At 38.3% G+C, this 26,552-nt stretch carries 25 protein-coding genes; 19 read left to right on the forward strand and 6 right to left on the reverse strand.

Annotation, left to right across the window (positions count from 1 at the left end):
• Positions 1-247: 247 nt before the first annotated feature.
• Entirely contained in the window at positions 248-1,255 is a 1,008-nt protein-coding gene (gene bioB / locus BK581_RS01640; protein WP_078576511.1) for a biotin synthase BioB, read from the forward strand.
• 303 nt (positions 1,256-1,558) lie between these two features.
• On the opposite strand, the gene BK581_RS01645 is transcribed toward bioB, so the two are convergent.
• Entirely contained in the window at positions 1,559-1,960 is a 402-nt protein-coding gene (locus BK581_RS01645; RefSeq protein ID WP_078576513.1) for a contact-dependent growth inhibition system immunity protein, read from the reverse strand.
• A gap of 490 nt (positions 1,961-2,450) precedes the next feature.
• Here BK581_RS01645 and BK581_RS01655 point away from each other — a divergent pair, with 490 nt between their 5' ends.
• The 6 genes from BK581_RS01655 to BK581_RS01680 all read left to right on the forward strand — a co-directional run bounded on the left by BK581_RS01655 (position 2,451) and on the right by BK581_RS01680 (position 9,049).
• A complete protein-coding gene (locus BK581_RS01655; protein ID WP_078576514.1) occupies positions 2,451-2,744 on the forward strand; it encodes a hypothetical protein in 294 nt (97 codons plus the stop codon).
• A gap of 375 nt (positions 2,745-3,119) precedes the next feature.
• Positions 3,120-5,525: a nitrite reductase large subunit NirB gene (gene nirB, locus BK581_RS01660; RefSeq protein ID WP_078576516.1), complete on the forward strand. Its 2,406-nt coding sequence runs from the start codon at positions 3,120-3,122 to the stop codon at positions 5,523-5,525.
• Positions 5,526-5,587: 62 nt separating this feature from the next.
• Positions 5,588-5,905: a nitrite reductase (NAD(P)H) small subunit gene (locus tag BK581_RS01665; RefSeq protein WP_078576517.1), complete on the forward strand. Its 318-nt coding sequence runs from the start codon at positions 5,588-5,590 to the stop codon at positions 5,903-5,905.
• 13 nt (positions 5,906-5,918) lie between these two features.
• Entirely contained in the window at positions 5,919-7,328 is a 1,410-nt protein-coding gene (gene cobA, locus BK581_RS01670) for a uroporphyrinogen-III C-methyltransferase (RefSeq protein ID WP_078576519.1), read from the forward strand.
• A gap of 237 nt (positions 7,329-7,565) precedes the next feature.
• Positions 7,566-8,384 (forward strand): formate/nitrite transporter family protein, encoded by an 819-nt coding sequence (locus tag BK581_RS01675; RefSeq protein ID WP_078576521.1) that lies wholly within the window; start codon positions 7,566-7,568, stop codon positions 8,382-8,384.
• Between the two features lie 203 nt (positions 8,385-8,587).
• Positions 8,588-9,049: a GNAT family N-acetyltransferase gene (locus BK581_RS01680; RefSeq protein ID WP_078576522.1), complete on the forward strand. Its 462-nt coding sequence runs from the start codon at positions 8,588-8,590 to the stop codon at positions 9,047-9,049.
• Between the two features lie 237 nt (positions 9,050-9,286).
• On the opposite strand, the gene katX is transcribed toward BK581_RS01680, so the two are convergent.
• From katX to lexA, 3 genes are all read right to left on the reverse strand, one after another.
• The gene (gene katX, locus BK581_RS01685; protein WP_078576524.1) at positions 9,287-10,882 is read right to left on the reverse strand and encodes a catalase KatX; all 1,596 of its coding nucleotides are present in this window, start codon (positions 10,880-10,882) and stop codon (positions 9,287-9,289) included.
• 88 nt (positions 10,883-10,970) lie between these two features.
• Positions 10,971-12,206 carry a DNA polymerase IV gene (locus BK581_RS01690; protein ID WP_078576525.1) on the reverse strand — a complete coding sequence of 412 codons (1,236 nt, stop codon included), beginning with the start codon at positions 12,204-12,206 and terminating at the stop codon, positions 10,971-10,973.
• A gap of 103 nt (positions 12,207-12,309) precedes the next feature.
• Complete coding sequence (lexA, locus tag BK581_RS01695) at positions 12,310-12,933, reverse strand: transcriptional repressor LexA (RefSeq protein ID WP_078576526.1); 624 nt, start codon at positions 12,931-12,933, stop codon at positions 12,310-12,312.
• 201 nt (positions 12,934-13,134) lie between these two features.
• Between lexA and yneA the strand changes: the two genes are divergently transcribed.
• The 11 genes from yneA (at position 13,135) to BK581_RS01750 (ending at position 23,564) form a co-directional block, all read left to right on the forward strand.
• Positions 13,135-13,461 (forward strand): cell division suppressor protein YneA, encoded by a 327-nt coding sequence (gene yneA / locus BK581_RS01700; protein ID WP_169837478.1) that lies wholly within the window; start codon positions 13,135-13,137, stop codon positions 13,459-13,461.
• Positions 13,458-14,111, forward strand: coding sequence for a YneB family resolvase-like protein (locus tag BK581_RS01705; protein WP_078576529.1), 654 nt, complete (start codon positions 13,458-13,460; stop codon positions 14,109-14,111). Before yneA ends, BK581_RS01705 begins: the two co-directional genes overlap by 4 nt.
• A gap of 72 nt (positions 14,112-14,183) precedes the next feature.
• Positions 14,184-14,429, forward strand: coding sequence for a DUF896 domain-containing protein (locus BK581_RS01710; protein ID WP_078576530.1), 246 nt, complete (start codon positions 14,184-14,186; stop codon positions 14,427-14,429).
• 223 nt (positions 14,430-14,652) lie between these two features.
• Positions 14,653-16,650 (forward strand): transketolase, encoded by a 1,998-nt coding sequence (gene tkt, locus BK581_RS01715; RefSeq protein ID WP_078576531.1) that lies wholly within the window; start codon positions 14,653-14,655, stop codon positions 16,648-16,650.
• 397 nt (positions 16,651-17,047) lie between these two features.
• Positions 17,048-17,494 carry a sporulation inhibitor of replication protein SirA gene (gene sirA / locus BK581_RS01720; protein ID WP_169837480.1) on the forward strand — a complete coding sequence of 149 codons (447 nt, stop codon included), beginning with the start codon at positions 17,048-17,050 and terminating at the stop codon, positions 17,492-17,494.
• A gap of 118 nt (positions 17,495-17,612) precedes the next feature.
• Positions 17,613-17,831, forward strand: coding sequence for a YneF family protein (locus BK581_RS01725; RefSeq protein WP_078576533.1), 219 nt, complete (start codon positions 17,613-17,615; stop codon positions 17,829-17,831).
• A 406-nt stretch (positions 17,832-18,237) separates the two neighbouring features.
• Positions 18,238-20,001, forward strand: coding sequence for an ABC transporter transmembrane domain-containing protein (locus tag BK581_RS01730; protein ID WP_078576534.1), 1,764 nt, complete (start codon positions 18,238-18,240; stop codon positions 19,999-20,001).
• Positions 19,994-21,814 carry an ABC transporter ATP-binding protein gene (locus BK581_RS01735; RefSeq protein ID WP_078576535.1) on the forward strand — a complete coding sequence of 607 codons (1,821 nt, stop codon included), beginning with the start codon at positions 19,994-19,996 and terminating at the stop codon, positions 21,812-21,814. Before BK581_RS01730 ends, BK581_RS01735 begins: the two co-directional genes overlap by 8 nt.
• Before the next feature lie 237 nt (positions 21,815-22,051).
• Positions 22,052-22,375, forward strand: coding sequence for a metal-sensitive transcriptional regulator (locus BK581_RS01740; protein WP_078576536.1), 324 nt, complete (start codon positions 22,052-22,054; stop codon positions 22,373-22,375).
• 25 nt (positions 22,376-22,400) lie between these two features.
• Entirely contained in the window at positions 22,401-22,607 is a 207-nt protein-coding gene (gene copZ, locus BK581_RS01745) for a copper chaperone CopZ (protein WP_078576537.1), read from the forward strand.
• 450 nt (positions 22,608-23,057) lie between these two features.
• Positions 23,058-23,564 (forward strand): CcdC family protein, encoded by a 507-nt coding sequence (locus tag BK581_RS01750; protein ID WP_078576538.1) that lies wholly within the window; start codon positions 23,058-23,060, stop codon positions 23,562-23,564.
• Positions 23,565-23,608: 44 nt separating this feature from the next.
• Here the strand turns inward: BK581_RS01750 and BK581_RS01755 are convergent, their stop codons facing one another.
• Positions 23,609-24,046 carry a DUF2621 domain-containing protein gene (locus BK581_RS01755; RefSeq protein WP_078576539.1) on the reverse strand — a complete coding sequence of 146 codons (438 nt, stop codon included), beginning with the start codon at positions 24,044-24,046 and terminating at the stop codon, positions 23,609-23,611.
• 582 nt (positions 24,047-24,628) lie between these two features.
• On the reverse strand, positions 24,629-25,096 hold the full coding sequence (locus tag BK581_RS01760; RefSeq protein WP_078576540.1) for an NUDIX domain-containing protein: 468 nt from the start codon (positions 25,094-25,096) through the stop codon (positions 24,629-24,631).
• Positions 25,097-25,284: 188 nt separating this feature from the next.
• Between BK581_RS01760 and BK581_RS01765 the strand changes: the two genes are divergently transcribed.
• Positions 25,285-26,538 (forward strand): NAD(P)H-dependent oxidoreductase, encoded by a 1,254-nt coding sequence (locus tag BK581_RS01765; protein ID WP_078576541.1) that lies wholly within the window; start codon positions 25,285-25,287, stop codon positions 26,536-26,538.
• Positions 26,539-26,552: the final 14 nt, after the last annotated feature.

The raw sequence follows: 26,552 nt of genomic DNA on the forward strand, positions 1-26,552 counted from the left end.
AATAGGGTGATGTATTTATTATTTATATTGTTAACTATATTTGTTTTAGGTTAACAATTAATTATTCTGACATTTTATAACGAATCTACAATCAGTGGACATTTTCGTTCTTTTTCTCGTGATCGATCGTTGCTTGAATCAAGACGTTAGCCTTCGTTAGCTCCTGCCTAAATAGTGTGACGTTTACTGATATTCATCCATAAATGACTTAGGAAAACGATATTGATGTAAAAATGGAGGGAACAACATGGATCAATGGATAAAGCTTGCCAATAAGGCGTTAGAGGGTGAAAGTATTGCAAATAACGAGGCACTTTCTATTTTGGAATGTCCTGATGAAGATATTTTATTGCTGATGCATGCTTCCTTTCAAATTCGTAAGCGGTACTACGGCAAAAAAGTAAAGCTAAATATAATTGTGAATGCAAAATCAGGCCTCTGTCCAGAGAATTGTGGCTACTGTTCTCAGTCCTCTATTTCAAATGCGCCTATTGATACATATAAAATGGTAGATAAAGAGACTCTCCTAAAGGGAGCAAAACGTGCCAATGACTTAAATGTTGGAACATATTGTATTGTGGCAAGTGGACGTGGCCCTTCAAATAAGGAAATTGATCATGTAGTGACTGCTGTAAAAGAAATAAAAGCAACTTATGGCATGAAAATATGTGCTTGTCTTGGATTATTAAAGCCGGAACAAGCGTTACGGTTAAAGGAAGCAGGAGTTGATAGATATAATCATAATATCAATACATCGGAAAAAAATCATTCTAATATAACCACATCGCACACCTATGATGACCGAGTAAATACAGTAGAAATGGTGAAAAATGCTGGGATGTCTCCTTGTTCAGGTGTCATTGTTGGGATGAAAGAATCGAAGCAAGACATCGTGGACATGGCAAACAGCTTAAAATTGTTAGATGCAGATTCCATTCCAGTGAACTTTTTACATGCCATTGATGGTACACCTTTAGAAGGCGTAAATGAATTAAATCCAATGTATTGTTTAAAGGTATTAGCGCTTTTCCGTTTTGTTAATCCAACAAAGGAAATTCGCATTTCTGGCGGAAGGGAAGTAAATCTCCGCTCTTTACAACCTTTTGGACTATATGCAGCAAACGCTATTTTTGTTGGAGATTACTTAACCACGTCAGGTCAAGAAGACACTGAGGATCATAAGATGTTAGTAGACCTAGGGTTTGAGGTAGAGTGTGTGGAAGAAGTGAAAGCTAACATAGCTGCAGGAAAATAGCAAAGTAACATTTCTACTTAATATACAACATGTTTTTGTATTGTTGAACTTGTCAAAACAACAAAAAGAAAGCGTTCAACTGTCTCATTTTACAATGAAAGAGCAATCGACCAATTGTTGATAGATAATTTTTTTGGTCCTGTTTATCCAAGTTCAGCGTGTCAGGAGCAAAAGAGTGTAGAAGATGATAACGGGTGATGAAGTTATTGAACGCCAATTCTGTATGTTGCGTAGAATAAATGTCTGATAGTGTCTGCTGAATGGATTGACACCACACACTGATCCGAGATTCACCGTCTTTTTTTACAAGCGATTTAATTTCACTATAAAATTGTCTACTAAATCCATATATTCATTATAGTCTTCTTCACACATGAAATCGTCAATTTCTATAGTTTGTTTTACTTTTTGCAATATTTTTTGCAGTGAATTGGTATGCTCTTTTATTTCCTTATAATCAATAGAGTAAAGTAATTCTATTAATTGTCCATCATAAACGTCACCTTCTAGAGGATTAGTCCTAAGAACCTCTGTGGCTTTATTTACTGCTAAGTCTATTAAAATGTTTTGTCTAATCATTTTACATAGATCAAATACGTCTATTTCGTTAACATCTTTATTTATTAAAGTATTATACCATTCATCTAGTGGGGAATTATCTTGTTCACGTCTCTTTTTAAAATAGTAGTTATCCTGTATTTTCATAAATTATTCCTCCAAAAGCTTAAATAAATCTTCCGATTGCAGGGGTTCGAATGTTTCAGATGTTGAAAAAGATGAGGCGAGGGACATTAAGCCTTTGTTTTCTATTAGGTAAATAATCCATAGTAACCCTCTCTCTTCAGGCAAGTTAGGCTTATTCTTCATTTTAATATTATTCATCATCTTTTACATAGTTTCAAAATTTAATCAGAGGACAGCTATATCCTTAAAAAATGAGGCAGCACCCCAGGAGTTGAGAGGGGGAACAGGAGCCCATTCCACCTAGCTTTCAGCATCTTCATATAGCATATTTAAAAAGGCGTCAATATCACTTGCTAAAAAAAACATATCATCTGGAGTTTCAGACTCTTGTTCATGATCCCAAAAGTAAATATGATCATAAATCAGTTAAAAAAGCATACATCTTACGTTTTTTCTCAAACTAAGGTGAGGATCGAGCACTATTTTAGTTTACCAAAGGAGGAAAAACACATTGGGGTTATTTGGCGGGAAAGAAGAAAAACCAAAAGATGTAAAGAAGCTAGAGAAATTTATGAAGCGGTATCAATTAGAGGAGCTGGATGATAAGGATTTAATTGTTCTACAACGTATTGCTGAAGACCTTATTGGAAATAAATTATTCAAAATGGGGATGGCATTTAGCTTTGCAAAAGCTGAAGAACAGGCTAAAGTAACGTACTTATCAGCATTAGTCGAGCAGAATTGGATGATCATTAGACAATTGAGTCGAATGAATAAACAATTAGAATCGTTAAACGATAAGTGAATCGTAACCGAAAGATCTCATAAGAAAAAATCAAAGATAACCGTCGTTCATTGAGTGACGGTTTTTTGACGTTAATGCACGTTTAAGGCATCTTTGTGACAATGTAGTCCTCTCAATCGTCACTAGATGTGTTAATAAAGTGATTTTTTTCGTTAAAATCCCTGTAATTAAAGGAACAACACGTTTTACTCCTTAGTTAACCATATATGGCAAGGTGTGATTTTTATCACAGTGGATTATCATTTCTCTTGGTATCCTTTAACTATACTTATTAAAGCAATATGTTTATAAAAGTGAATACTTTCACAATTTGATGTTTTTATTTTTTATTTAGTTATGTGAACTAGTGAACATTAATAGAAAGGACGTTTTAATATGAAAAAGCTTGTAATGATAGGGAATGGCATGGCTGGTGTTCGAAGCTTAGAAGAACTGCTGAAAAGAGATAATTCAAGCTATGACATAACGATTATTGGGGAGGAACCGCACCCGAACTACAATCGGATTATGTTATCTAACGTTTTACAAGGTAAAACAGAACTAGACGACATTATTATTAACGAGTGGGAGTGGTATAAAGAAAACAATATCAAGCTTATAACTGGGGAAAAAGTAACTGGGATAGATCGAGATAGACAGGCAGTGTCAACGGATAAAGGGAGTGACATTTCTTATGATGATCTCATTATCGCCACAGGGTCCAGTGCATTTATTCTTCCCGTCCCTGGGAGTGACTTAGATGGCGTTATTGGCTTTAGAACGATAGAAGACACAGAGAAAATGATAACCATTGCTGAAACGAAAAAGAAAGCGGTGGTGATCGGAGGGGGATTGTTAGGTCTTGAAGCGGCAAGGGGTCTGATCGATCGTGGAATGGAAGTTTATGTCGTTCACCTATTACCTACTCTGATGGAACAACAATTGGACGCACCAGCTGCCAGAATGTTGAAAAAAGATTTAGAAAAACAAGGTATGATATTTAAAATGGAGAAGCAAACCGCAGAAATTGTTGGTGAGACAGTTGTGGAAGGTGTGCGCTTTAACGACGGGGAAGAGCTTGCATGTGATTTAGTTGTTATGGCCGTAGGCATTCGTCCAAATGTGGCACTTGCAAAAGACTGCGGATTAGAAGTGAATCGTGGTATTGTTGTGGATGACTATATGCGTACAGCAGACCCATCCATTTATGCTGTCGGAGAATGTGCAGAGCATCGAGGCGTTGCTTATGGATTAGTTGCGCCTTTGTATGAACAAGGTCAAGTCTTAGCTGATACGTTAACAGGTAAAGAAGGACCTGGCTATGAAGGAAGTATTCTATCTACTCAACTTAAAGTAGCAGGGTGTGATTTATTTTCCGGTGGGAAAATAAATGAAGACGATGAGACTGAGGCGATCGTCGTGCAAGACGCCGTTGCTGGTGTGTATAAAAAAATATTAGTAGAAGACAACAAAATAACTGGCATTGTCCTCTACGGGGATGCTAGTGACGGTAATCGGTTGTTCTCAATGCTGAAGAAAGGAACCGATATATCTGAATATACAACAGCTGCCGTCTTTCAAAAAGCGGGTGAGGCAGAGGATGAAGCTACTCTACTGGCTGAGATGCCTGCCGACGAAACGGTTTGTGGCTGTAACGGTGTGACTAAAGGAACAATTGTTCAGTCTATCCTTGAAGAAGATTTAACAACGTTTGACGATGTGAAGAAATGCACAAAAGCAGGAGGCTCCTGTGGTAAATGCCGACCGATGGTTGAAGGGATTCTTTCTCTTACACTGGGAGATAACTTTGATGCAGCAGCTCAAACGAACGGGATGTGTGAATGTACGGATAAGTCTCGCGATGAAGTTGTAGCGGAAATTAAAGAAAAGGGTCTTCAATCTCCAATGGAAGTCCGATATGTTCTTGGATTTAAACATCCAGAAGGCTGTTCAAAGTGCCGGCCAGCATTGAATTATTATATGAGAATGATTCGCCCTGCTGATTATGAAGACGACAAATCCTCTCGTTTTGTTAATGAACGAATGGAAGGGAATATCCAGAAGGATGGCACGTTTTCTGTTATTCCTCGTATGTACGGGGGCACAACAACCGCTGATGAACTCATTCGAATGGGCGAAGTAGCGAAAAAATATGATGTCCCTCTCGTGAAAATTACGGGCGCCAGTAGAATTGGCCTTTACGGTGTGAAAAAAGAAGATCTGCCACACGTGTGGGAAGACTTAGAAATGCGTTCTGGCTACGCTTATTCCAAATCATTACGTAACGTTAAATCATGTGTAGGCTCCTTATTCTGCCGTTTTGGTACCCAAGATTCATTAGGGCTTGGTATTAAATTAGAAAAGGAATTAGAAATGGTTGATACCCCACATAAAATGAAAATGGGTGTGACTGGCTGTCCAAGAAACTGTGCGGAAGTGCTAACAAAAGATTTTGGCGTCGTCTGTGTGGAAAATGGCTACCAACTTTATATTGGTGGAAATGGCGGTACTGAAGTAAGGGAATGTGATTATCTCAAAATTGTTGCTACTGAAGAAGAAGTGATTATGTATGCGAAAGCTTATATGCAATATTACCGTGAAACAGGGATTTATGGTGAAAGAACCGCCCCATGGGTTGAACGATTAGGTATTGATACGATTAAAACCGTTTTAATGGATAACGAGCAGCGTGATTACTATGTTGACCGTTTTACTTTAGCTCGTGACACTTACCATGAAGCTTGGAGTGCTATGCTTAAGAAAAACGACGAAAAGAAGCTTTATGACGTCATTAAAATTTAACATGAAAAGCTTATGATAGTATTAAAATATGTAGATTTTTATAGCACAAGGAGGGGAAAAGCATGAGTATCACGAAAGAACACGTATACGTTATGCAGCTTGATCAGTTACCTATTTTAATTGGAAAAGAAGTTCATATAAAAAATGAATCAATTGCTTTATTTCGATTAAGCAATGGAGAGGTACGAGCGATTGGAAGTCGCTGTCCTCATACAAATGGACCACTTGCAGAAGGGATCGTGTCAGGTGAGTTTGTCTATTGTCCGTTGCAAGATTGGAAAGTTTCATTAGTAACAGGTCACGTACAGCCGCCGGATGAAGGGACTGTACCAACCTACGACGTGATTTTAAAAAACGGGGAGATTTACGTATCCTTGTAGGTGGTGAAAGGTTATGGGAGGGTTTGTATCATTTGTTGGAGCAGGTCCAGGGGACGTAGGTCTTTTAACAGAAAAAGGCCGCCAATGTTTGGAAAAAGCAGAGGTTGTCCTATATGATCGGCTAGCAAATCCGCGTCTTCTTAGATATACAAAAGCTAACTGTCAGTTAATCTACTGCGGGAAGCTACCAGATAGACATGTAATGCGCCAAGAAAAAATTAACGACACATTAATTGAGATGGCATTGGCAGGGAAACGGGTTGTCCGCTTAAAGGGCGGCGATCCGTCTGTCTTCGGCCGGGTTGGCGAAGAAGCAGAAGCCGCACGTAACGAAGGCATTGATTACGAGATTGTTCCTGGCGTGACATCAAGTATTGCGGCAGCGAGTTATGCTGGCATGCCGGTTACGCATCGTGATTATAGCGCTAGTTTTACCCTTAGAACAGGCCATTCCTGTCAAGAGAACGAGTTAAAAACACATTCAGATGATGAGCTAGGGGATACAATCGCTTACTATATGGGAGTGAAAAACCTTTATCATCACTGTCAAGTGCTAATCAATAAAGGTTTTCCTCCAGAAACGAAAGTGGCCGTCATTGAATGGGCTACTACAGGAAAACAACGCACGGTGGAAGGAACACTTTTAACCATTTCCGATGAAGTGAAGGCAAATAATATTCAAAACCCTGCCATGACAATTATCGGTGATGTCGTAGCATTACGTCAAAAACTGGCGTGGTATGAGGAAAAAAGAATGTTCGGAAAGCGACTTTTAATTGCTAAAGCGTCTGCTGAGGAAAGTAAATTAGAACGCTATTTCCTTAATGAAGGGGGAGAGGCGTATGCATTTCCTACTTTAAAAACGGAGAAGAAGTCTATTTCTTCACACGAGTTAAAACAAATTCGGTTAGCGGAAAAACTCGTATTTTTATCACCTGAGAGTGTGACGATTCTGATTGAATCGCTGTTAGCTCACGGTTACGATATCCGAGATCTGCCACGACAGATTTATTCATTGTCGGAAAAAACAAAGAAAGTTCTTCTTTCTATCGGGATTCGATCAGAAAAAATAACTGAACCGTCTCATGAGATGATAAAAGTCGGTTACGTTAATAAACCTATATCCGCCGAGGATAACTCAAAGCTAATCACCACTCATCATTTGCAGATAGATGATAGATTTGAAGTGATAGATAAACGTTTATTAAACGAGGAAACATGGGAAACCGTTGTTTTTCCTAGTCAATCGTCAGTTGATTGGTTTTTAGCAGCTTTAAAATCATATGGCTATAGAGATAATTGGATTAAGACAATATCGTTCGCTTATATTGGTCAACGTGTCAAAGCGTACGCAGAAGAAAAGGGTTTTACAAAGATAGATGAAGAAGTACAACGCGAATTAGCGTTAGGTTATTGGAAATAAGGTGTCGCAAAATAAGTTAGAAAAGACATGCTTATTTTCTAGTTGGATTTGCTCATTTTTTCACAAATGTTATGTGCCTGTTAAAGGAAAATTATCATCACAATGTGTGTTATAAAAATAGAAATGTTTCTGAACTGATGGATAGATGAAAGGTGCTAAAAAGTCTATCTACTAATTAACGGTTTAACCCAAGCTTTAATGATACTTAACTTATCTGAAAATAAGGGGACGATTGAGATGAAAGACGTTATCCAGTCATTTAGTCAAGCGGCTGTTCAAAGAGTCGATCAATTAAATACAAGTAAAACAAAATATTTTGTTTCCGCCATGATGGCAGGCTTTTTTGTAGGATTAGGTATTATTTTAATTTTTACGATTGGCGGCTTATTATCACCTATAAGTGTCGCGGCGACACGCATAGTGATGGGGGTGTCGTTTGGTATAGCGTTAAGCCTTGTTTTAATGGCAGGGGCTGATTTATTTACAGGAAACAATATGATTATGACGATCGGAACGTTGGAAAAACGAACATCTTGGAAAGATACTTGGCGCATTTGGGGATATGGTTTCCTTGGTAACTTTGCAGGGTCCGTGCTTGTGGCTGTTCTTTATTACTATTCAGGCCTTTGGGAAGGGGCTACTGCCGACTTTATTACCACAACGGCAAGTGTGAAAATGAATGCGCCGTTTATGGAATTACTTGTGCGTGGTATTTTATGTAACATTTTAGTTTGTCTAGCCATTTGGTGTGCTTTTAAATTAAAAGACGATACTGCAAAATTAATTGTGATCTTTTGGTGTTTATTTGCGTTTATTACTTCGGGCTTTGAGCATAGTATTGCCAATATGACTCTCCTCTCTATCGGGTTAATGGTACCACATCCTGAAACAGTGTCTCTTTTTGGAATGGGAGCTAACCTCGTCCCAGTCACAATTGGGAATATGATCGGTGGGATTGTGTTTGTAGGAGGAGCTTACTGGTATACTATTTCGGAAACAACGCCTAAAAAAGCGGTTGAAAGTAGCACAGTGAGTACAATGAGAAAAGAAGCCTAATGATAGCAAAGGTCAAAAGCTTTTAAACTGGGTGGGAGTAAAATCCCACTCAGTTTTCTATATGTACGAAAGGCGAAAAGTTGGTATTAATATCATAAAACCATTCTTAGAAAAATTAACGCTTACTTGCTGAACTGAATACACTACCAAGAGCAATGGTCGTGATTTCAGAGTCAAGTTACAATGTGTATAAGGAGGGTTATATGAAAGTAAGGCAAGTGAAGGACGCAAAGCTTATTAGTCAACTAAACAGACCTGTACAGGAGCTTCATTATACACTCTACCCAGAATTCTTTCATAAGTATAATGAAAGGGACATTTACAACGTTTTTAATCGACTGGTGGAAAGCGATCATTTTATTTTTCTTCTATTGGAGGAAGATGAAAAGGCAGTAGGCTACGCGTGGATCGAAATTCGAGACTATCCGGAAAACCCATTTATAAAAGGGTATAAATCACTTTATGTTCATCAGATCAGTATTATTGAGGAAAAAAGACATAAAGGGGGAGGCTCACTTTTAATGGCCTCAATTTATCGGATTGCAAAGGAGAAAGATATCACCATTGTTGAATTAGACTATTGGGTCAAAAATGAGTCAGCGAAAAATTTCTATAAAAAAGAGCAGTTTGAGACACAACGAGAGTGTGTTTTCAAGCGATTGTAGACTATAAGAAATTTTTTGGAATTAAGGAATACATGTTAGATGAGTCTAGTAATTTGTGGATTTTGAAGTTGTTATGAGCTTTCCTAATATATAGTAGAAAATGTCGTGGTAGCTTTATAAAGACCACTTCTTTTTCCTACGATTGTTAAGACCTGTTCCTATAGAACATGCTCTTAAGGTACATGTAAAAACGAGACGGAGACGACGATCTCTGTCTCGTTTTCACGCCTTCTTCAATTAATAAGGGTCTGATGGATGACTTTCTGCTTCTGCCTGTCGCACTGCTGATTCTGATTCAGTAGCTCCTATTGGGTTCCGATGACTCTCATCACTGTTATCCTCTTTCTTCTTAAGCCCTTCAGCAACTCTTCTACCATAATCAGGATCGGCTTTTTTGAAATGGTCTATCATCTGCTCTTGAATGTCTTGTCGACACGGCTTTAAAGCATTTACCAAATTGTTGATAAGCTCACTTCGTTCAAATTCGCTAAATCGTCGATAAGTTTCACCAGCTTGCTTGAAATTATTTTGCCGATCGATAGCTTCTCGTTTTACATCACCTTCTACATAAGGGGTGTGATCTTTACCGTCTTGCTGTGCTTCTTTTAAACCGCCAATAATAGAAGGCTCGTAATTGACATGTGGATTTTGATTGTCACCTTTGTCCACATAATAGTTCATTTGGCCAGCTCGCTGATTCGTGGACACATGCTTTTTCGGAGAATTAATTGGTAACTGTAAGTAATTTGAGCCCACACGGTAACGCTGTGTATCAGAATATGAGAAAGTTCGCCCCTGCAGTAGCTTGTCATCTGAAAAATCAAGTCCATCCACGAGCACGCCTGTACCAAAAGCGGCTTGTTCCACTTCTGCAAAATAGTCCTCTGGGTTTTTATTTAGTACCATCTTACCTACAGGCTGCCAAGGGACATCTTCTTTATACCAGAGCTTTGTTGGGTCAAGGGGGTCATAATCTAATTCGGGATGATCATCATCCGTTAAAATTTGCACGAAAAGCTCCCATTCAGGGTAATCACCTTCGTCAATCGCTTCATATAAATCTTGAGTCGCGTGGTTGAAATTTTTCGCTTGAATGTTTTCAGCTTCTTGCTGTGTCAAGTTTCTAATGCCTTGTTTCGGTTCCCAATGATATTTAACGAGAACGCCTTTCCCCTCTTTATTCACCCATTTATACGTATTGACGCCTGATCCTTGCATGTATCTATAATTAGCAGGAATTCCCCAAGGAGAAAAAAGAAATGTCACCATATGCGTGGCTTCTGGTGACTGTGAAACAAAATCAAAAATCCGTTCACCGTCTTGAAGGTTTGTAACTGGATCTGGTTTAAAGGCATGAACGAGATCTGGAAACTTTAGTGGATCTCTTATAAAGAAAATCTTCAAATTATTTCCGACTAAATCCCAATTACCATCTTCTGTGTAAAATTTTATGGCAAAACCTCTCGGATCACGTAAGGTTTCCGGGGAGTTGCCGCCATGTATAACGGAGGAAAAACGAACAAAAACAGGAGTACGTTTACCTTTTTCCTGAAATAACTTAGCTCTTGTATAGGTGGAGGCTGGTTCATCTCCTACAGTTCCATAAGCTTCAAAGTAGCCATGTGCTCCAGCACCTCTTGCGTGGACAACACGCTCTGGAATCCGCTCTCTGTCAAAGTGACTGATTTTTTCAAGAAAATCGTAATTTTCAAGGGTCGTGGGGCCACGATTACCCACAGTTCTCACATTTTGATTATCGGTGACAGGATGCCCTTGTCTGTTTGTCAGTGTATCATCATCGTGATGATTGGCTGCTTCGTTTTTATCTTTCACAAAAAAACCTCCTTATACTTGGTGGTAACACAGTGATATTTTTCCATATAAAAAAGGTCTTATACATTTTTTTAGTATGAGAAGTGACTCATTTATAATGTCCGCCTATTTTAGCTGCTCTGTCCTTAGCCTGACTAGAGGCCAATAAAGAGGAGGCGCGTACGAGGGACGTTTTACCATATTTAGTGAGGATCTTATCTGTCTCATAACCTAATTTTATCTGGTCAGGTCGTTTTTCTTTAAATAAGCTTAGTTGTATAGAGTCGTCACTGACTAAGTTTGTAAGTGACACATGCAAACGTCTAATGGGTTGCCCATCCCAAAAGGTTTCAAAAAGTTCACAGGCGAAACGATATGTTTCTAATGTAATATTTGTAGGGTCAGGGATCGTGATTTGCCGATGAAATCCTGTTTTGATGTGATAGGAAGAACCAGTCACTCCAAGAGTTATAGTCTGTCCCATGACGTGAGCGTGCCTCGCTCGGCGACATACTTCTTCACAAAGTTCTAACAATACAACTTTAATATCTGTTATCTCGTGATAATCACGAGGGAGGGTCATCCCGTTACCGATCCCTTTTTGTCCGTCAGTAGTCGACAGAGAGACTGGAGAATAGTCAATACCATGAGCATTCATCCAAAGAACTTGACCATGAATTCCCCACTCTTTTTTTATTTTAGCTACGTCTGTAAGCGCTAAGTCACCGATTGTACGGATGGCACGACGCTGTAAATGACGAACCATCTTACTGCCCGCACGAAAGAGTTTTTCGATTGGCAGGGGCCATAGAACGTTTTCGATCTCGTCTTTTTTTAAATGAAAAATGCCGTTCGGTTTATGTTTAGAAAAAGTGTCACATGCCATTTTTGCCAACACTTTATTTTCACCAATCCCGACTCTAGCAAAGACTCGTAGCTTTAAATAAATCTCATGTTGAATATGGCGAGCGATATCTTCAGGGGTACCAAAGAGTTTTTGAGAATAGGTCACATCCATGAATTGTTCATCGATGCTATATGGTTCTACAAGATCCGTTATACTTTTAAGGATATCTGTAATAGCTAGGGAATTATCAATATATTCTTGCATATGAGGAGGGACAGAGATGAGATTAGGGCATTTTTCTCGTGCTTCCCATAGTCGTTCACCGTTTTTAATTCCTGCCTGCTTAGCAAGGGGGCAGGCTGCTAAAATAACGCCAGAACGCCTTTCTGGATCCCCGGAGACGACGAGAGGCTGATTTAAATGATGATAATATTTCGCCTTTTCTACAGACGCAAAAAAAGATTGCATATCAACTAAAAAAATGACTTTTTTCATGATGTAATTCCTCCTTAAGCACTAGAATACAAAATGGAGGAGACAAAAACAAGAACATTTGTTCTTTTCCCATAAAAAAGAAACACGAGCATAGCCCGTGTATGAATTAGTGCAGTGTACGAAATACACCGATAACTTTTCCTAAAATATGCACATTGTTAAGAATAATAGGATCAAGAGTAGCATTTTCGGGCTGCAAACGAATATGGTTTTCTTCCTTGAAGAAACGTTTTACAGTGGCTTCCTCTTCCTCAGTCATGGCGACGACAATATCACCGTTATTCGCATAGCTTTGCTGCCTAACTACCACATAATCACCGTCAAAAATCCCAGCTTCTATCATAGAGTCTCCTGATATCTCCAAAATGAAAGAATGTTCATCTTGAACAAAGCTCGCAGGCATCGGTAAATATTCTTCAACATTTTCAATGGCGGTAATCGGCTGACCGGCTGTGACTTTCCCGATAACAGGAATATGAACGGAGAGGGTTTTTGAGACTGACCCAGTATTATCTTCTAAGCCGATCACTTCAATGGCACGGGGTTTAGTCGGATCACGTCGAATATACCCTTTTTTCTCAAGCCGTGAGAGATGCCCATGCACAGTAGAACTGGAGGCAAGTCCAACGGCCTCCCCAATTTCTCGCACAGAAGGTGGGTATCCTTTATCTTTTACTTCTGCTCTAATGAATTCGAGGATCGCTTGCTGACGTGGAGATAATTTTGACATGTAAAACACCTCTTTATATATATTTAAGCTTGTACTAATATCGGATTCGTGTGCATATACATAACCTGACCTTTCGATAACACAGGGATATTATACCATGAGAACACAAGTTGCGCAAACGAACGTTCTCTTTTTTTCTTGACACGAACATTCGTTCCGTTTATGATAAGGGAACAAACATTCTTATTCGAGGTGAGAGTTATGACATACTATCGATTCTTTAAGAAATATGTGGACGGATCTGTTGCTATTTTAATGTTATCTGCTCTTTTATTCTCATGGACATATTTTACGGAAGACGATGACGTACAGGGACGTGAGGAGCAATTTTTTATGACATCTAAATGGACTGTATCAGAAGGAGAGTCATTATGGATGATTGCTAGTTCCGCAGCGGAAGAGATGGAGATGACGATTGAAGAAGCATTAGTATGGATAAAAAATGAAAATGCATTAGACAATGAAGCGATATATCCAGGACAAAGCCTCGCGATCCCGGTGGAAATGAAAGGTGTTGCCTCAGAGTGAAAGGAATTATATACGCAAGAGTAAGTACTAATAAGGAAGCACAGACAACTTCTCTTATGAGACAAGTAGATGAGCTAAAGATGGCAGCGAAAGCGTGGGGAATTGACATTAAAGATATTGTTGAAGAACGGGCGAGCGGCTATGAAGCGGAACGAGATGGTATTCTCACTGTATTGGAGATCTTTAAAGAAGGAGCGGCTGATATTCTTCTCATTCAAGATGAAACACGGCTTGGGAGAGGGAATACCAAAATGGCACTTATTCATCAATTTAAAAAAATGAAGGTACCGATTTATTCAATTAAAGATGAAGGTGAATTAAGCTTGTCAGAAACAGACTCGATGATTTTAGACATCGTGTCTGTTGTGGAAGAATATCAACGCAAATTACATAACGCAAAAATTAAAAGAGGTATGAAAAAGGCTGTCGAAGCCGGCTATGCGCCTCAAAATAATTTGACACATTTAGGCCATGCCGCTGCGGGAAGAAAGCGAAAAAACGTGCCAATTGAAGAGATTGTTCGACTGAGAGAAACTGGTCTGACATTTCATGAAGTAGCAGCTATGCTTAGAGGATTCGGTTACGACATTTCGAAAGCGACCGCACACCGTCGTTATAAGGAATACGAGGCTCAGAGAAAACATTCATAATGAATATGAGTTGAAACATCCTCTATAGTTTAATAAGATAAATGAAACACTTACGACTTTGGAGGAATGAGAATGCTTAGTAAAGAAAAAATACAACGTATCAATGAGCTTGCACGGAAGGCGAAAAGTGACGGTTTAACGCTTAAAGAGCAGCAGGAACAGAAGGACCTTCGTCAGGAGTATTTAGGTAATGTACGCCAATCATTTAAAAACCAGTTAACGTCTGTGAAAGTAGTAGATAAAAAAGGAAATGACGTGACACCTGAAAAATTAAAAGAGGAGAAAAGAAAAAAAGGAAGTAATGGGCCCTTACATTAAATATTCTATGGGTGACGCTATATTCAAACGACCTACCCCATCGGAAAATCCGGTGAGGGATCTTTTGTATTGAAAGCGCTGTTAAAACGTGGCTATTTTAAGACACTTTGCTTAAGAAGTCACTTTTATCTATTGAAAACGGTTGTCTAACCTCTCCAGAAAGTATATGATATGTATGAGAAAAAGTGACCATTATATTAACAGAAAAGAGGCTGATTTTTTCATGGGTACTAATATTGACCACTTATCAATTGCAACGATAAGAACACTATCGATAGACGGTGTTGAGAAAGCACAATCAGGCCACCCGGGAATGCCGATGGGGGCTGCACCTATGGCTTACAAGCTGTTCTCACAATTTATGCAGCATAATCCCACAAATCCAGATTGGTTTAACCGAGACCGATTTGTTTTGTCAGCAGGGCACGGCTCAATGTTGCTTTATAGTCTGCTTCATCTTCATGGTTATGATGTGACAATCGATGACTTGAAAAATTTCAGGCAATGGGGAAGCCGTACACCAGGGCATCCTGAAGTAGGAGATACCCCAGGAGTAGAGGCAACAACAGGACCTCTTGGACAAGGTGTGGCTATGGCGGTTGGGTTTGCTATGGCAGAAAGAAAACTTGCTGCTACTTACAATCGCGATCACTACAATGTCGTTGACCACTATACATATAGTATCTGCGGAGACGGGGATTTAATGGAAGGTGTGTCGGCGGAAGCAGCCTCACTCGCTGGTCATTTAAAACTTGGAAAACTCGTTGTTCTTTATGATTCCAATGATATCTCCCTTGATGGTGAGTTGCACCAGTCATTCTCTGAAAATGTGGAAGATCGCTTTAAAGCATACGGCTGGCAAGTGATTCGTGTGGAAGATGGAAATGACTTGAATGAGATTTCGGCAGCGATTGAATCAGCTAAAGCAGATGAGCGTCCAACATTAATCGAAGTAAAGACCGTCATTGGATACGGTTCACCTAATAAAGGTGGTAAATCAGCATCTCACGGCGCACCACTAGGCGGAGATGAAGTAAAAATGACGAAAGAAGCCTATAAATGGACGTTCGAAGAAGACTTTTACGTACCAGATGAAGTAAGGGAGCATTATAAGCAACTTGCAGAAAAAGGACAAGCAGAAGAAGAAAAGTGGCACGATCTCTTTGCAGAATACAAAAAAGCTTATCCAGAGCTTGGTGAAGAGTTGGAAACAGCGATTAAAGGAGAGCTTCCTGCTAACTGGGATAAGGCTATTCCTGTCTATGAAGAAGGAGATAAGCCTGCTACAAGAGCTTCAGGAGGAGAAGTCTTAAACGCCATTGCTCAACAGGTTCCTAGCTTATTTGGTGGATCAGCAGACTTGGCTTCTTCAAATAAAACAATGCTAAATGGGGAAGAAGATTTTAGTCGAGATAACTATAGTGGCCGAAATGTGTGGTTTGGTGTACGTGAGTTTGCTATGGCGGCTGCGGCCAATGGGATGGCACTTCACGGTGGAATTAGGCCGTATGTCGCTACATTCTTCGTATTCTCGGATTACTTACGCCCAGCTTTACGTCTATCTTCTATTATGAAGGTACCGGTCACATATGTCTTTACACATGATAGTATTGCTGTCGGAGAAGATGGCCCTACACATGAGCCGGTAGAACAGCTAGCAGCTTTAAGAGCGATGCCTGGCATATCAATTATCCGTCCAGCAGATGGAAATGAAGTGGCTGCCGCTTGGAAAGCTGCACTTGAGAGTACAGATGAACCTACAGCACTTGTCTTAACAAGACAAGGTTTGCCTACATTGCCATCAACGAAAGAAAAAGCGTATGAGGGTGTTAAAAAGGGTGCATATGTTGTATCTGAAGCGAATGGCGATGCAAATGGACTGTTACTGGCTAGTGGTTCAGAAGTAGCGTTAGCTGTAGAGGCCCAACAAGCTCTTGAAAAAGAAGGGATCTTTGTCTCTGTCGTCAGTATGCCAAGCTGGGATCGCTTCGAAAAACAATCAGCTGAGTATAAAGAATCTGTATTGCCATCTCATCTGAAACGCCGTCTAGGTATTGAAATGGCGACTACTCTTGGTTGGGAAAGATATACTGGTGATGAAGGATCGGTTCTTGGAATTGACAAGTTCGGAGCCTCTGCACCAGGAGACCGCATTCTTCAAGAATATGGCTTTACTGTTGAAAATGTGGTGACTCGTTTTAAACAACTCTTAGAAAAATAATAGACAAAAATTACGTCAGAGGATTTCTTTGGCGTAATTTTTTTAGTTACAAGCTAGTTAGTTTAATATGATGTTTAATAAATGATAAAGAAAGATAGTAAATGTCAGTTATATTTTTTGATGAGTTTTTATTGTATTTAATTCAGTAGCCTATGTCCGGCAGTCCACCCACGGAATGGGCTACTGATGGATGATTGCCATCACTCTCTATGATTACGACTAGCTAATAGGTTAGGAAAGCAATGAATAAATGATTATAAGATGAATAATATATAAAAAGACAAACATTTAGACAAAACAAGTCAATAAGCATCACACATTGTGACAAATATTTGAGTAAATGTCTTTTATAATGAAAGTCAAGCAATTAGCGCGTAATTATAAGAGAGGTGAGTGTATGCGAAAGTATGAAATAGTTTTAATGAGAGAAGATGTGGCTCTCATGTATCGGGGGATGGAAAAGAAATTATTTCAGCTATTTAAAGAAAATCGCCTCGCTACAGGGCTATTAAAAACAATCACGCGATCGCAAATTAACTACATTACAAGAACAATTCCAGAGAAGCAAATTAATCAAGTTATTTATCATACTCTTTTTCACAATAAAGATTACAGTAACATAGGAAATAATCATCGCATTAATTTTAAAAGAGAACATAGTAATGCAACTTTAACAGTTACTCAGGATAAAATTTTGTTAGAGGCAGATGGCAATTTAGATGCTGAGACGTCCTTTTTTGAAATTCTTCGCCATTACCAACACTATTTTTTAGCGTTGAACTATAAGAACAATGAGTATGGCTGGTTGAGGCCGTTAAGAGCTTTGGATATTGTACAAAAATGAGTTAATCTCCCAACTTCTCTTTAAATATGAAAGCCTTTCATGTATAATAAATAGGGTTCAAACATTATGACGTTTTTAGTCGACAATTCAGCAGATTAGAGAAGGAGGGTCAACGCCGATGTGGGTAAATATTTTAATCGGTGTCATCGCTCTGTTAGCAGGAATCGCGCTTGGATTCTTTATCGCTAGACAGTACATGATGAATTATATGAAGAAAAATCCGCCAATCAACGAAAAAATGCTTCGAGTGATGATGATGCAAATGGGACAGAATCCATCGCAAAAGAAAATTAACCAAATGATGAAAGCGATGCAAGGTCAGACAGATAAAAAATAACAGCAGCACTCCTTTTTATAGGGGTGCTTTTTAATATGACTATTAAAGTTTGTTTTGTACTAAATAGACAGTTTTAAACATCATTAAGTGGCTGTATAATTTATAGAAGTGATAGTAAAAGGCACTTTTTACACGGGGAGTTATTCAAGAGAAGTTTTGAGGGACGCTTGCTAGGAAAAGTTGCTAAATAATTGCCTGTGAAATGATCATTTCATTTTCTCAAACATTATCCAAACACCGTGATACTCATGTGTTGTATTTCATCACGCATAGTTGAAAGTAAGGCGTAAACCTAACTAATATGAGTGTCTTGGTATCATGATATGAAAAAATAAGTTGTGATAGATATGATGGGTATGGATCCACCCTAGGTTATCGATCATTATCGAGGAGAGTGAGGCTATCCGTGCGTGTATTCATAGATTTAATGTGGTATTTCAAACAAGAAAAGTGGCGTTATGGGGCTGGCATCATCGTATTAGCGGTTGTATCTCTGCTATCCCTTATTCCCCCTTATGTAGTTGGTGTTATAGTCGACCATATTTCAGCAGGGACGTTGACACAAGACATTTTAACACGATGGATGCTTTTGTTAGTGGTTCTTGCTGCTATTATTTATGCTTTCCGTTATCTATGGCGAATTCTAATTTTTGGATCGGCGATAAAGCTTGCTAGGTTGTTACGTTACCGTCTCTATAGCCATTTTTCTAACATGTCGTCATCATTCTTTCGCCAGAGAAGAACGGGAGACCTCATGGCCCATGCTACGAATGATATTAGAGCCGTCGAACAAACAGCTGGCACCGGTGTCCTTACATTAGTGGATTCGATAACCATGGGGGGCTTCGTGATTATCACGATGGCAGCAACGATCAGCTGGAAACTTACGCTAATCGCTTTGCTTCCTATGCCGTTCATGGCTTTAGCTACAAGTCGTTATGGTTCTTTGCTTCACAAACGCTTTCTTAAAGCACAAGCGGCGTTTTCTTCTCTAAATGACAAAGTCCAAGAAAGTATGGCAGGAATAAGAGTCATTAAAACGCTTGGTTACGAAAAAGAAGATACAGAAGCTTTTAAAAAAGAAACGGCGAATGTAGTAGAAAAAAATATGGCTGTTGCTAAAGTGGATGCATTATTTGACCCCACTTCATCATTGATTATAGGTGTCTCTTATTTCTTGTCCATTTCATTTGGCGCTGTTTTTGTTGTAAATAATGACATTACAATTGGACAGCTTACTAGTTTTACTGTCTATCTTGGTTTGCTTATTTGGCCAATGCTAGCTTTTGGCTGGTTATTTAATATCGTGGAACGTGGAAGAGCTTCATACGACAGAGTGAAAGCACTATTAGCCGTCAAAAGTAATATTGATGATAAGAAGGGGGCTGATTCTGTACCACCAACTGGAGATATTACTTTTCAGATTGATTATTTTTCTTATGAGGAAGGTCAGCAAAAGCCGGTCTTAAAAGATATTAGTTTACATATTAAACGCGGAGAAACATTAGGGATAGCAGGGAAAACAGGAAGTGGAAAAACGACACTTGTTTCTTCACTTATGAGAGATTTTCAAGTAACAGGTGGTACTATTGCGTTTGCAAATAAACCGATAGACATGTATACCCTTGAAGCTATTCGTAAAACAGTGGTCTATGTCCCGCAAGATCACTTTTTATTTTCTGCATCAATTGCTGACAATATAAGTTTTGGAAAACCGGACGCCTCCTATCAAGAGATTATTGAGGTAGCAAAATTAGCATCCGTACATGATGACATTTTAGCATTAGAAAATGGATATGAGACGCTGGTAGGTGAACGAGGGGTCACGCTTTCAGGTGGGCAGAAACAACGTTTATCTATAGCGCGGGCATTATTAATGGATCCAGAAGTTCTCGTTCTTGATGACGCATTATCAGCTGTTGATGCAGAGACAGAGGAGACGATTTTAAGCCATTTACGAGAATTGCGTAATGAAAAAACAACCGTTATTACGGCACATAGATTGAGTGCTATTAAACATGCTGAACAGATCATTGTCATGGAAGAAGGGTCAATAATTGAACATGGAGACCATGCCAAGCTTATGGCGGAAGGTAATTGGTACTACACCATGTATAATCTACAGCAACTAGAATCATTAGTGGAAAAGGGAGGTGAAATGTATGAATGATCGACATAAACTACTAGTCGCTCCTTTGCCACAACGCGAGACATTTAAACGTCTTCTCAACTACGCGCACCCCCATTGGAAGTGGCTATTAGTTGCTTTTTTTCTATTAGCAGGTGGGACAGCGGCAGAACTAATTGGGCCAATATTAGTACAAATATTTATTGACGATTTTCTCACACCACGTTTTTTTCCACTCCAGTCACTAATGGTACTTGGGCTTGGTTATATATCACTTCATGTCCTATCTGCTTTAATGAACTATTCTCAGTTGTTACTATTTCAAAAAATAGCACTCCGTATTATTGAAAAGCTAAGGATCGATATTTTTGAGAAAGTAGAGAGGTTAGGACTATCATTCTTTGATACGTTTCCAGCTGGAGGCCTTGTTTCACGCATCACCAATGATACAGAGCAAGTAAAAGAATTATATGTTAGCGTGATGGCTAATTTTCTGCAAAATATCATGTTTCTTATTGGGGTATTTGCTGCGATGTTTTATTTAAATGTACAACTTGCTCTTTTTTGTCTTGTTTTGCTGCCCTTAATCGTGGTCATTATGGTGCTATATAAGAAGTTTAGTACGACATATTATACTGAAATGAGCGAAAAATTGAGCGAATTAAACGCACGTTTAAACGAATCAATTCAAGGAATGACAATTATTCAATTGTTCCGGCAAGAACGTCGAATGAGAAAGGAGTTTGAAGAAATTAACCATCGACATCATCGGGCGTGGTTTAAGAGTATTAAGCTAGATGGGTTATTATTACGTCCAGCTGTCGACGTACTGGCCATTTGTGCTCTTGTTATTGTTTTGAGTTATTTTGGCATGACCTCACTAACAAGTCCGGTGGAAATTGGGGTCCTCTATGCATTTGTTAATTATCTCGATCGCTTTTTTGAACCAGTGAACCAAATAATGCAACGGCTTTCTGTTTTTCAACAAGCTATGATTTCAGCAGGCCGGGTGTTCAAGCTGATGGATTATGATGAACGTGGCCCTCAACAAGCCGGAAATAAAGATCCTAAAATTCTCAAAGGAGATATTGAATTTAGGAACGTGACGTTTTCGTATGACGGCACTAAAAATGTGCTTAATGATATTAGTTTCCGTGTACGTGAAGGAGAGACGCTAGCTTTAGTAGGCCATACAGGAAGTGGGAAAAGCTCAATCATTAATCTACTTATGCGATTTTATGACCGATCAGCAGGGGAAATTTATATTGATGGCTCATTAATCGACCACTATAGAAATGAGGAATTGAGAAAATCGGTTGGCCTTGTATTACAAGATCTTTTTTTATTTGTCGGTGATGTTGCGTCTAACATTCGTTTGTTCGATAAAAAAATGACGGATAATGAGGTAGAATCTGCTGCAAAATTCGTTAATGCGCATACGTTTATTTCAACACTTACACAAGGTTATTCTACACCGGTAGGAGAAAGAGGCGGAACATTGTCAAGCGGTCAAAGACAATTAATATCATTTGCGAGGACGATGGCCCGAACACCTAAAATTCTTATTTTAGATGAAGCGACCTCAAGCGTGGATACAGAAACAGAAGCAGTTATTCAACAAGCCCTTACTAACATGAGCAAAGATAGAACAACGATTGCTATCGCTCATCGATTATCAACGATTAAACATGCTGACCACATTATTGTCCTTCATGAAGGTCAAATTGCGGAAGAAGGGACGCACGACGAACTTCTTGCTAAAAAGGGATTATATGAGAAAATGTACCTTCTTCAACAAGGTGCTGATAAAATGGGACTCACTCATGAAGACGGCCTCAATATGCAGAAGGGATGAGTGTACAAGATTTTAATGTGAATGTACCACTAGAAAAATAAAAAACAATAGCAAATCTTGAACTGCGAATAGGGTTGTAAGTGAGGAAATACTAAAAGCGTAGTGGGGATAATATAAAAATGGCAAAAATCTTTTTATAAGCGTAAGGTGGCACTGGTTTAACGATTAAATGAATTCAGTTGACACAAATACTTAACAGGGGTATGGTATAATTATTAAACGATAGAGGTGACAATAATGGATGAGAAATTAACAATACCTCTTAAACAGGAAAACACGCCTGTAAAAATGCGGTCTGATGAAGACAAAAAACAGCTTAACCAACGTTTAAAGCGTATTGAGGGTCAAGTGAGAGGCATTCAGAAAATGATTGAAGAAGACCGTTACTGTGTTGATATTCTCGTACAAGTATCTGCTGTAAATGCGGCGTTAAAAAAGGTAGGCTACAATTTATTAGAAGACCATACACGTGGGTGTGTGACGAACGCTGTTAGACATGGTGATGGTGATGAAACAATAGACGAGCTTATGAAAGTGATTCAGCAATTTACCAAATCTTAATCATTTATTTTGAGGAGTGAGTAAAATGAAAACAGAAAAAATAACGATTGAAGGTATGTCATGCAACCATTGTAAAGAAGCTGTGGAAGGTGCGCTAAACAAGGTTAATGGTGTAACACATGCAGAGGTTAGTTTAAGCGATAATTCTGTAACAGTGTCTTTTGATGAAAGCAATGTGAGTGTTGCGACTTTAAAAAATGAGATTGAAGAACAAGGGTATGACGTTGTTTAAAAGATCCTATTAGATATTTTTTGTCACAGTTCAAAATGTGTTAAGTAATATAGTTATTATAAAGGTGAACACATCATAATGGATACTAGTTCAATAAGTTAGTTATAATGGGAAGTATATCCTAATACTCATTGGGTAAAGGTTATACTTCTTTTTTCATCACAGATAAGCGTCTGTAAAACTCTCTGCTCAAAATAGAGGGGAGAACTAAATCAATTTAGGCGAGCTAACTGACACTAAAGTCCTGATTCACTCGACCGACCACTTCAGTTGGAGATAAGCTATAATGACTTGCAAATACATAAGATAGCCAATATTAACGCTGATTCATATATCAATTACCATATTAGGAATAAACAAGCCATCTGTGTTTTTTGTATGTAACCGCATTAAAAAGAAATGAAGTGTGATATAATTAGTGCTGGTTCAGTAGGAGAGGGGAGTCATTCTATGTATCCAGTTTTGTTTTCAATATTGGCTGTTTGTATGGCACTCTTTGCTTTTTTTGTTAGAATGAAAGCGATGCAAAAGCCTGCGTCTGTTAAGAAAATACTTATTCCACCTATTGCTATGTCCACGGGATTTATGATGTTTCTTTATCCACCAGTAAGAGAAATTACCTTATTTGAAGTGGGAGAAGCGCTTACTGTCGGCATGTTATTTTCTATCATCTTAATTAAAACATCGGCGTTTGAGATTCGCGGTAATGATATTTTTATGAAGCGTTCAAAAGCGTTCCCATTTATTTTGTTTGGCCTTTTAGCTGTTAGACTTATTTTCAAATTAATTTTTGGCATTTATTTTGAGTATGAAGTACTGGCCGGAATGTTTTTTATTCTAGCTTTTGGAATGATAGTACCTTGGCGAATCGCCATGTATGCTAAATTTAAAGATATGGAAAGACAACTTCAGGCACGTAACCACACTAACCAAACGGAATTGACAGTCCAAACATAGACCCCGGCAGAAAATGCCGGGGTCTTTTAGATTATGAACTTCATTTAAGGTGATTGGAGAAAATATCTTTCATAAGGGGTTGCATCAATATTTTTTTCTTTAAGTTTTTTGCGTAGAAATTTATGATCTCTTTTCGGCGTGGCTAAAATATACCCTTTAATAATTAATTCCTCACTTATTTCTCTTGCCTCATTTTCTAAGGCTAACTCACCGATTTTACCAGCAATTTTCCCTTTTGCCACGTCTCTAAATAATTCAGGTACAGGCTCAACTAACTCATTGAGAAATTTTTTTTGCTCGTCAGACCACAAATGAAGTGTTTTATTAATATAATACTCTTGCCAGTCCAATATGGATTTTCCGTCTTCTTTAGGCATTTTTTTAAGGAATTTACGAAACATAAAATAACCGCCAATTGCAACAAACACAAACACAAGAACCGACCAAAAAAAGATGAACCACATAAATAAATCTTCGAGCATAAAAACACCTCTTTCTCTCATCCGCCTTTTATTTTACGATATTTCCACTGTTCTGAAAAGGTTTAAGTTGGTAAGCGTTTAAAATATAGCAAAGAAAAAATTATATCTATTAAACAGGAGACCAAAACAGCCCCTTAAGCTGTTTTGGTCTGTCATGTATCTAACTATTTTAGGGATGAATTGGAGGCTGAAAACAATATCATTATGATTTCGACAATATGCTTTTATGTTTTGGTCTTCATTTATTCTGTTTATATCAACAGCAGAGAGACTATATGAAAAATTTAAATAGTTGTTTTAGCTTGTATTGAATGAATCTCTCAGATATCAGTGCTAATTGTTGTGAGTACAAGCGACAGAATAACATCGGGGGTTAGCAGTGTTAAGAAAACATTTGTGTTAAAAAGGGAATTTATTCTTAATACCACCGAGCTTGGACAGAAGTTTTACAAATATAATTTGCGAAAACTGAATGTTTAAATTAATACTTAACAATCTATGAGACACCAATTTTACAATAATATAGGAGCTGAGTCTTAAAAATGATTTTAAATAGAGAACATGGTTGTACGTATTTCCTTTTCATCTTAAAAAAGCTTCTGTTCTTTGGCTTAGCGCATCTTGTATGCGAATTTTTTGTGTAGGGTGAATATTGAGTGTTTCTAAATTAGACAGATGAATATATTTAACCTCTAGTGATTCACTACTGCTTTTCAATTTCCCATCAATTGCTTGACACAACATACATATAGAAAACTGCTGGCGAACTTCCCCATCTGCGTAAGCAATAACATGATTTGGATCACTATAAACCCCAATTAACCGAGTAACTTTGACATTTAGACCTGTTTCTTCTTTCACTTCTCTTTTGAGAGCAGCCTCAATAGATTCTCCAGGTTCTTGCTGTCCACCAGGTAGTGACCATTTCCCATTATCAACTCGCTGTTGCAATAAGATAGCATTCTCTTTAATAATAATACCGCTTACAGCTGGTACCAGTGAATTGGGCATAGGAGCTGTAGAATCATAATAATAATCTTTTCTATTCATCGTTATCCCTCCATTTTTTAAGTATATCATTACAAAAGATTTGGTTGACATTCCTAGTTAATGCTTCTATAATCTAAAATATATTATAACAAACGTTACATAACGTAACATATGTTATGAATATATTTTTTGATCTGTTGTGGAACATATGTGAAAAGAGTGTGTTATATTAAAAAGGAGGAAGAAACATGTCGATTTATAGCAAATTGTTGGAAAGAGAAAAAGGGAATGAGCCAATTAAAGTAGGTATTATTGGTGCAGGACAGATGGGGTTTGGTTTAATTGCACAAATATCCCGTGTCTCTGGAATGGTTGTAACGGGAATTTGTGATGTCAATATTGAAAACGTTAGCAAATCAAGAGATTTCTATCAATCTCGAGAAAATAGACTTGTAAAAACATTGACATCTCAAGATTACAGGGAGGTCATTCACTCCCCTAATGTGGAGATTATTGTTGATGCCACAGGGGTTCCAGAAGTGGGAGCTAATATAGCATTAGAAACTCTAAAAGCTAAGAAGCACCTCGTCCTATTAAATGTTGAGGTGGATATTACGGTTGGTTCGATCATGAATGATTTATTTGATTCAGCCGGCCTAGTATATACTGGTTCAGCTGGTGATGAACCAGCGGCAATTGTAGAGTTGTATGAATTTGCTAAACTGATGGGACTAGAAGTGGTTGTGGCAGGTAAAGGAAAAAATAACCCATTGGTCCCACTGGCAAATCCTGATACGTGCGCTAAAGAAGCGAAGCAAAAGAATATGAGTGCACATATGTTAGCAGCCTTTCAAGATGGTACAAAAACAATGGCTGAAATGAATTTGTTAAGTAATGCAATTGGCTTAATTCCTGATAAAGTTGGGATGCACGGTGTAGAAGCAGATCTTACAAATGTTGCTGATAAGCTAACTCTTAAAGAACAGGGGGGAGTGTTAAATGGTTTAGGAGTAGTGGATTATGTTAATGGACTAGCTCCTGGTGTGTTTGTGATTGTAAAAAGTGAATTGAAGCCTGTTGATGAGGAATTGCGATACTTATTGAAAGTTCATAAGTCACATGGTGATCACTATACTCTTTACAGACCGTATCACTTAGCAAGCTTGGAAACACCAGTAACTATTGCGAAAGCTGTTTTAGAACAAGAACAGTCGATCCATCCATTAGGTGCACCCATTTCAGAAACGGTTGCAGTAGCTAAAAGACCAATTAAACCAGGTGAAAAAATTGATGGTATTGGCGGCTATTCTGTTAGAGGGGTTCTTGAAACTCATAAAGATATGAAATTAAATAAGCACATTCCTATAGGATTGATTAGTGGAGAAGTTATTGCTAAAAAAACAATAAACGAGGGTGAGTTTCTAACAGAAGATAAGGTTGAGCTTGATGTTTCAACAACTGTCTGGAAATTACGTATGTTGCAGGACAAATTATTTTCTTAAAATTATAAATATTT

This window comes from Salipaludibacillus agaradhaerens (assembly GCF_002019735.1).
Taxonomy (GTDB): Bacteria; Bacillota; Bacilli; order Bacillales; family Salisediminibacteriaceae; genus Salipaludibacillus; species Salipaludibacillus agaradhaerens.

Coding starts and splice junctions, on each gene's coding strand:
- cobA (WP_078576519.1), top strand. CDS start 5,919: ATGGGAGGGTTTGTATCATTTGTTGGAGCAGGTCCAGGGGACGTAGGT.
- copZ (WP_078576537.1), top strand. CDS start 22,401: ATGAAAACAGAAAAAATAACGATTGAAGGTATGTCATGCAACCATTGT.
- BK581_RS01740 (WP_078576536.1), top strand. CDS start 22,052: ATGGATGAGAAATTAACAATACCTCTTAAACAGGAAAACACGCCTGTA.
- BK581_RS01675 (WP_078576521.1), top strand. CDS start 7,566: ATGAAAGACGTTATCCAGTCATTTAGTCAAGCGGCTGTTCAAAGAGTC.
- tkt (WP_078576531.1), top strand. CDS start 14,653: ATGGGTACTAATATTGACCACTTATCAATTGCAACGATAAGAACACTA.
- yneA (WP_169837478.1), top strand. CDS start 13,135: ATGACATACTATCGATTCTTTAAGAAATATGTGGACGGATCTGTTGCT.
- bioB (WP_078576511.1), top strand. CDS start 248: ATGGATCAATGGATAAAGCTTGCCAATAAGGCGTTAGAGGGTGAAAGT.
- nirB (WP_078576516.1), top strand. CDS start 3,120: ATGAAAAAGCTTGTAATGATAGGGAATGGCATGGCTGGTGTTCGAAGC.
- lexA (WP_078576526.1), bottom strand. CDS start 12,933: ATGTCAAAATTATCTCCACGTCAGCAAGCGATCCTCGAATTCATTAGA.
- BK581_RS01645 (WP_078576513.1), bottom strand. CDS start 1,960: ATGAAAATACAGGATAACTACTATTTTAAAAAGAGACGTGAACAAGAT.
- BK581_RS01765 (WP_078576541.1), top strand. CDS start 25,285: ATGTCGATTTATAGCAAATTGTTGGAAAGAGAAAAAGGGAATGAGCCA.
- BK581_RS01750 (WP_078576538.1), top strand. CDS start 23,058: ATGTATCCAGTTTTGTTTTCAATATTGGCTGTTTGTATGGCACTCTTT.
- BK581_RS01680 (WP_078576522.1), top strand. CDS start 8,588: ATGAAAGTAAGGCAAGTGAAGGACGCAAAGCTTATTAGTCAACTAAAC.
- BK581_RS01735 (WP_078576535.1), top strand. CDS start 19,994: ATGAATGATCGACATAAACTACTAGTCGCTCCTTTGCCACAACGCGAG.
- BK581_RS01665 (WP_078576517.1), top strand. CDS start 5,588: ATGAGTATCACGAAAGAACACGTATACGTTATGCAGCTTGATCAGTTA.
- sirA (WP_169837480.1), top strand. CDS start 17,048: ATGCGAAAGTATGAAATAGTTTTAATGAGAGAAGATGTGGCTCTCATG.
- BK581_RS01725 (WP_078576533.1), top strand. CDS start 17,613: ATGTGGGTAAATATTTTAATCGGTGTCATCGCTCTGTTAGCAGGAATC.
- BK581_RS01755 (WP_078576539.1), bottom strand. CDS start 24,046: ATGCTCGAAGATTTATTTATGTGGTTCATCTTTTTTTGGTCGGTTCTT.
- BK581_RS01760 (WP_078576540.1), bottom strand. CDS start 25,096: ATGAATAGAAAAGATTATTATTATGATTCTACAGCTCCTATGCCCAAT.
- BK581_RS01710 (WP_078576530.1), top strand. CDS start 14,184: ATGCTTAGTAAAGAAAAAATACAACGTATCAATGAGCTTGCACGGAAG.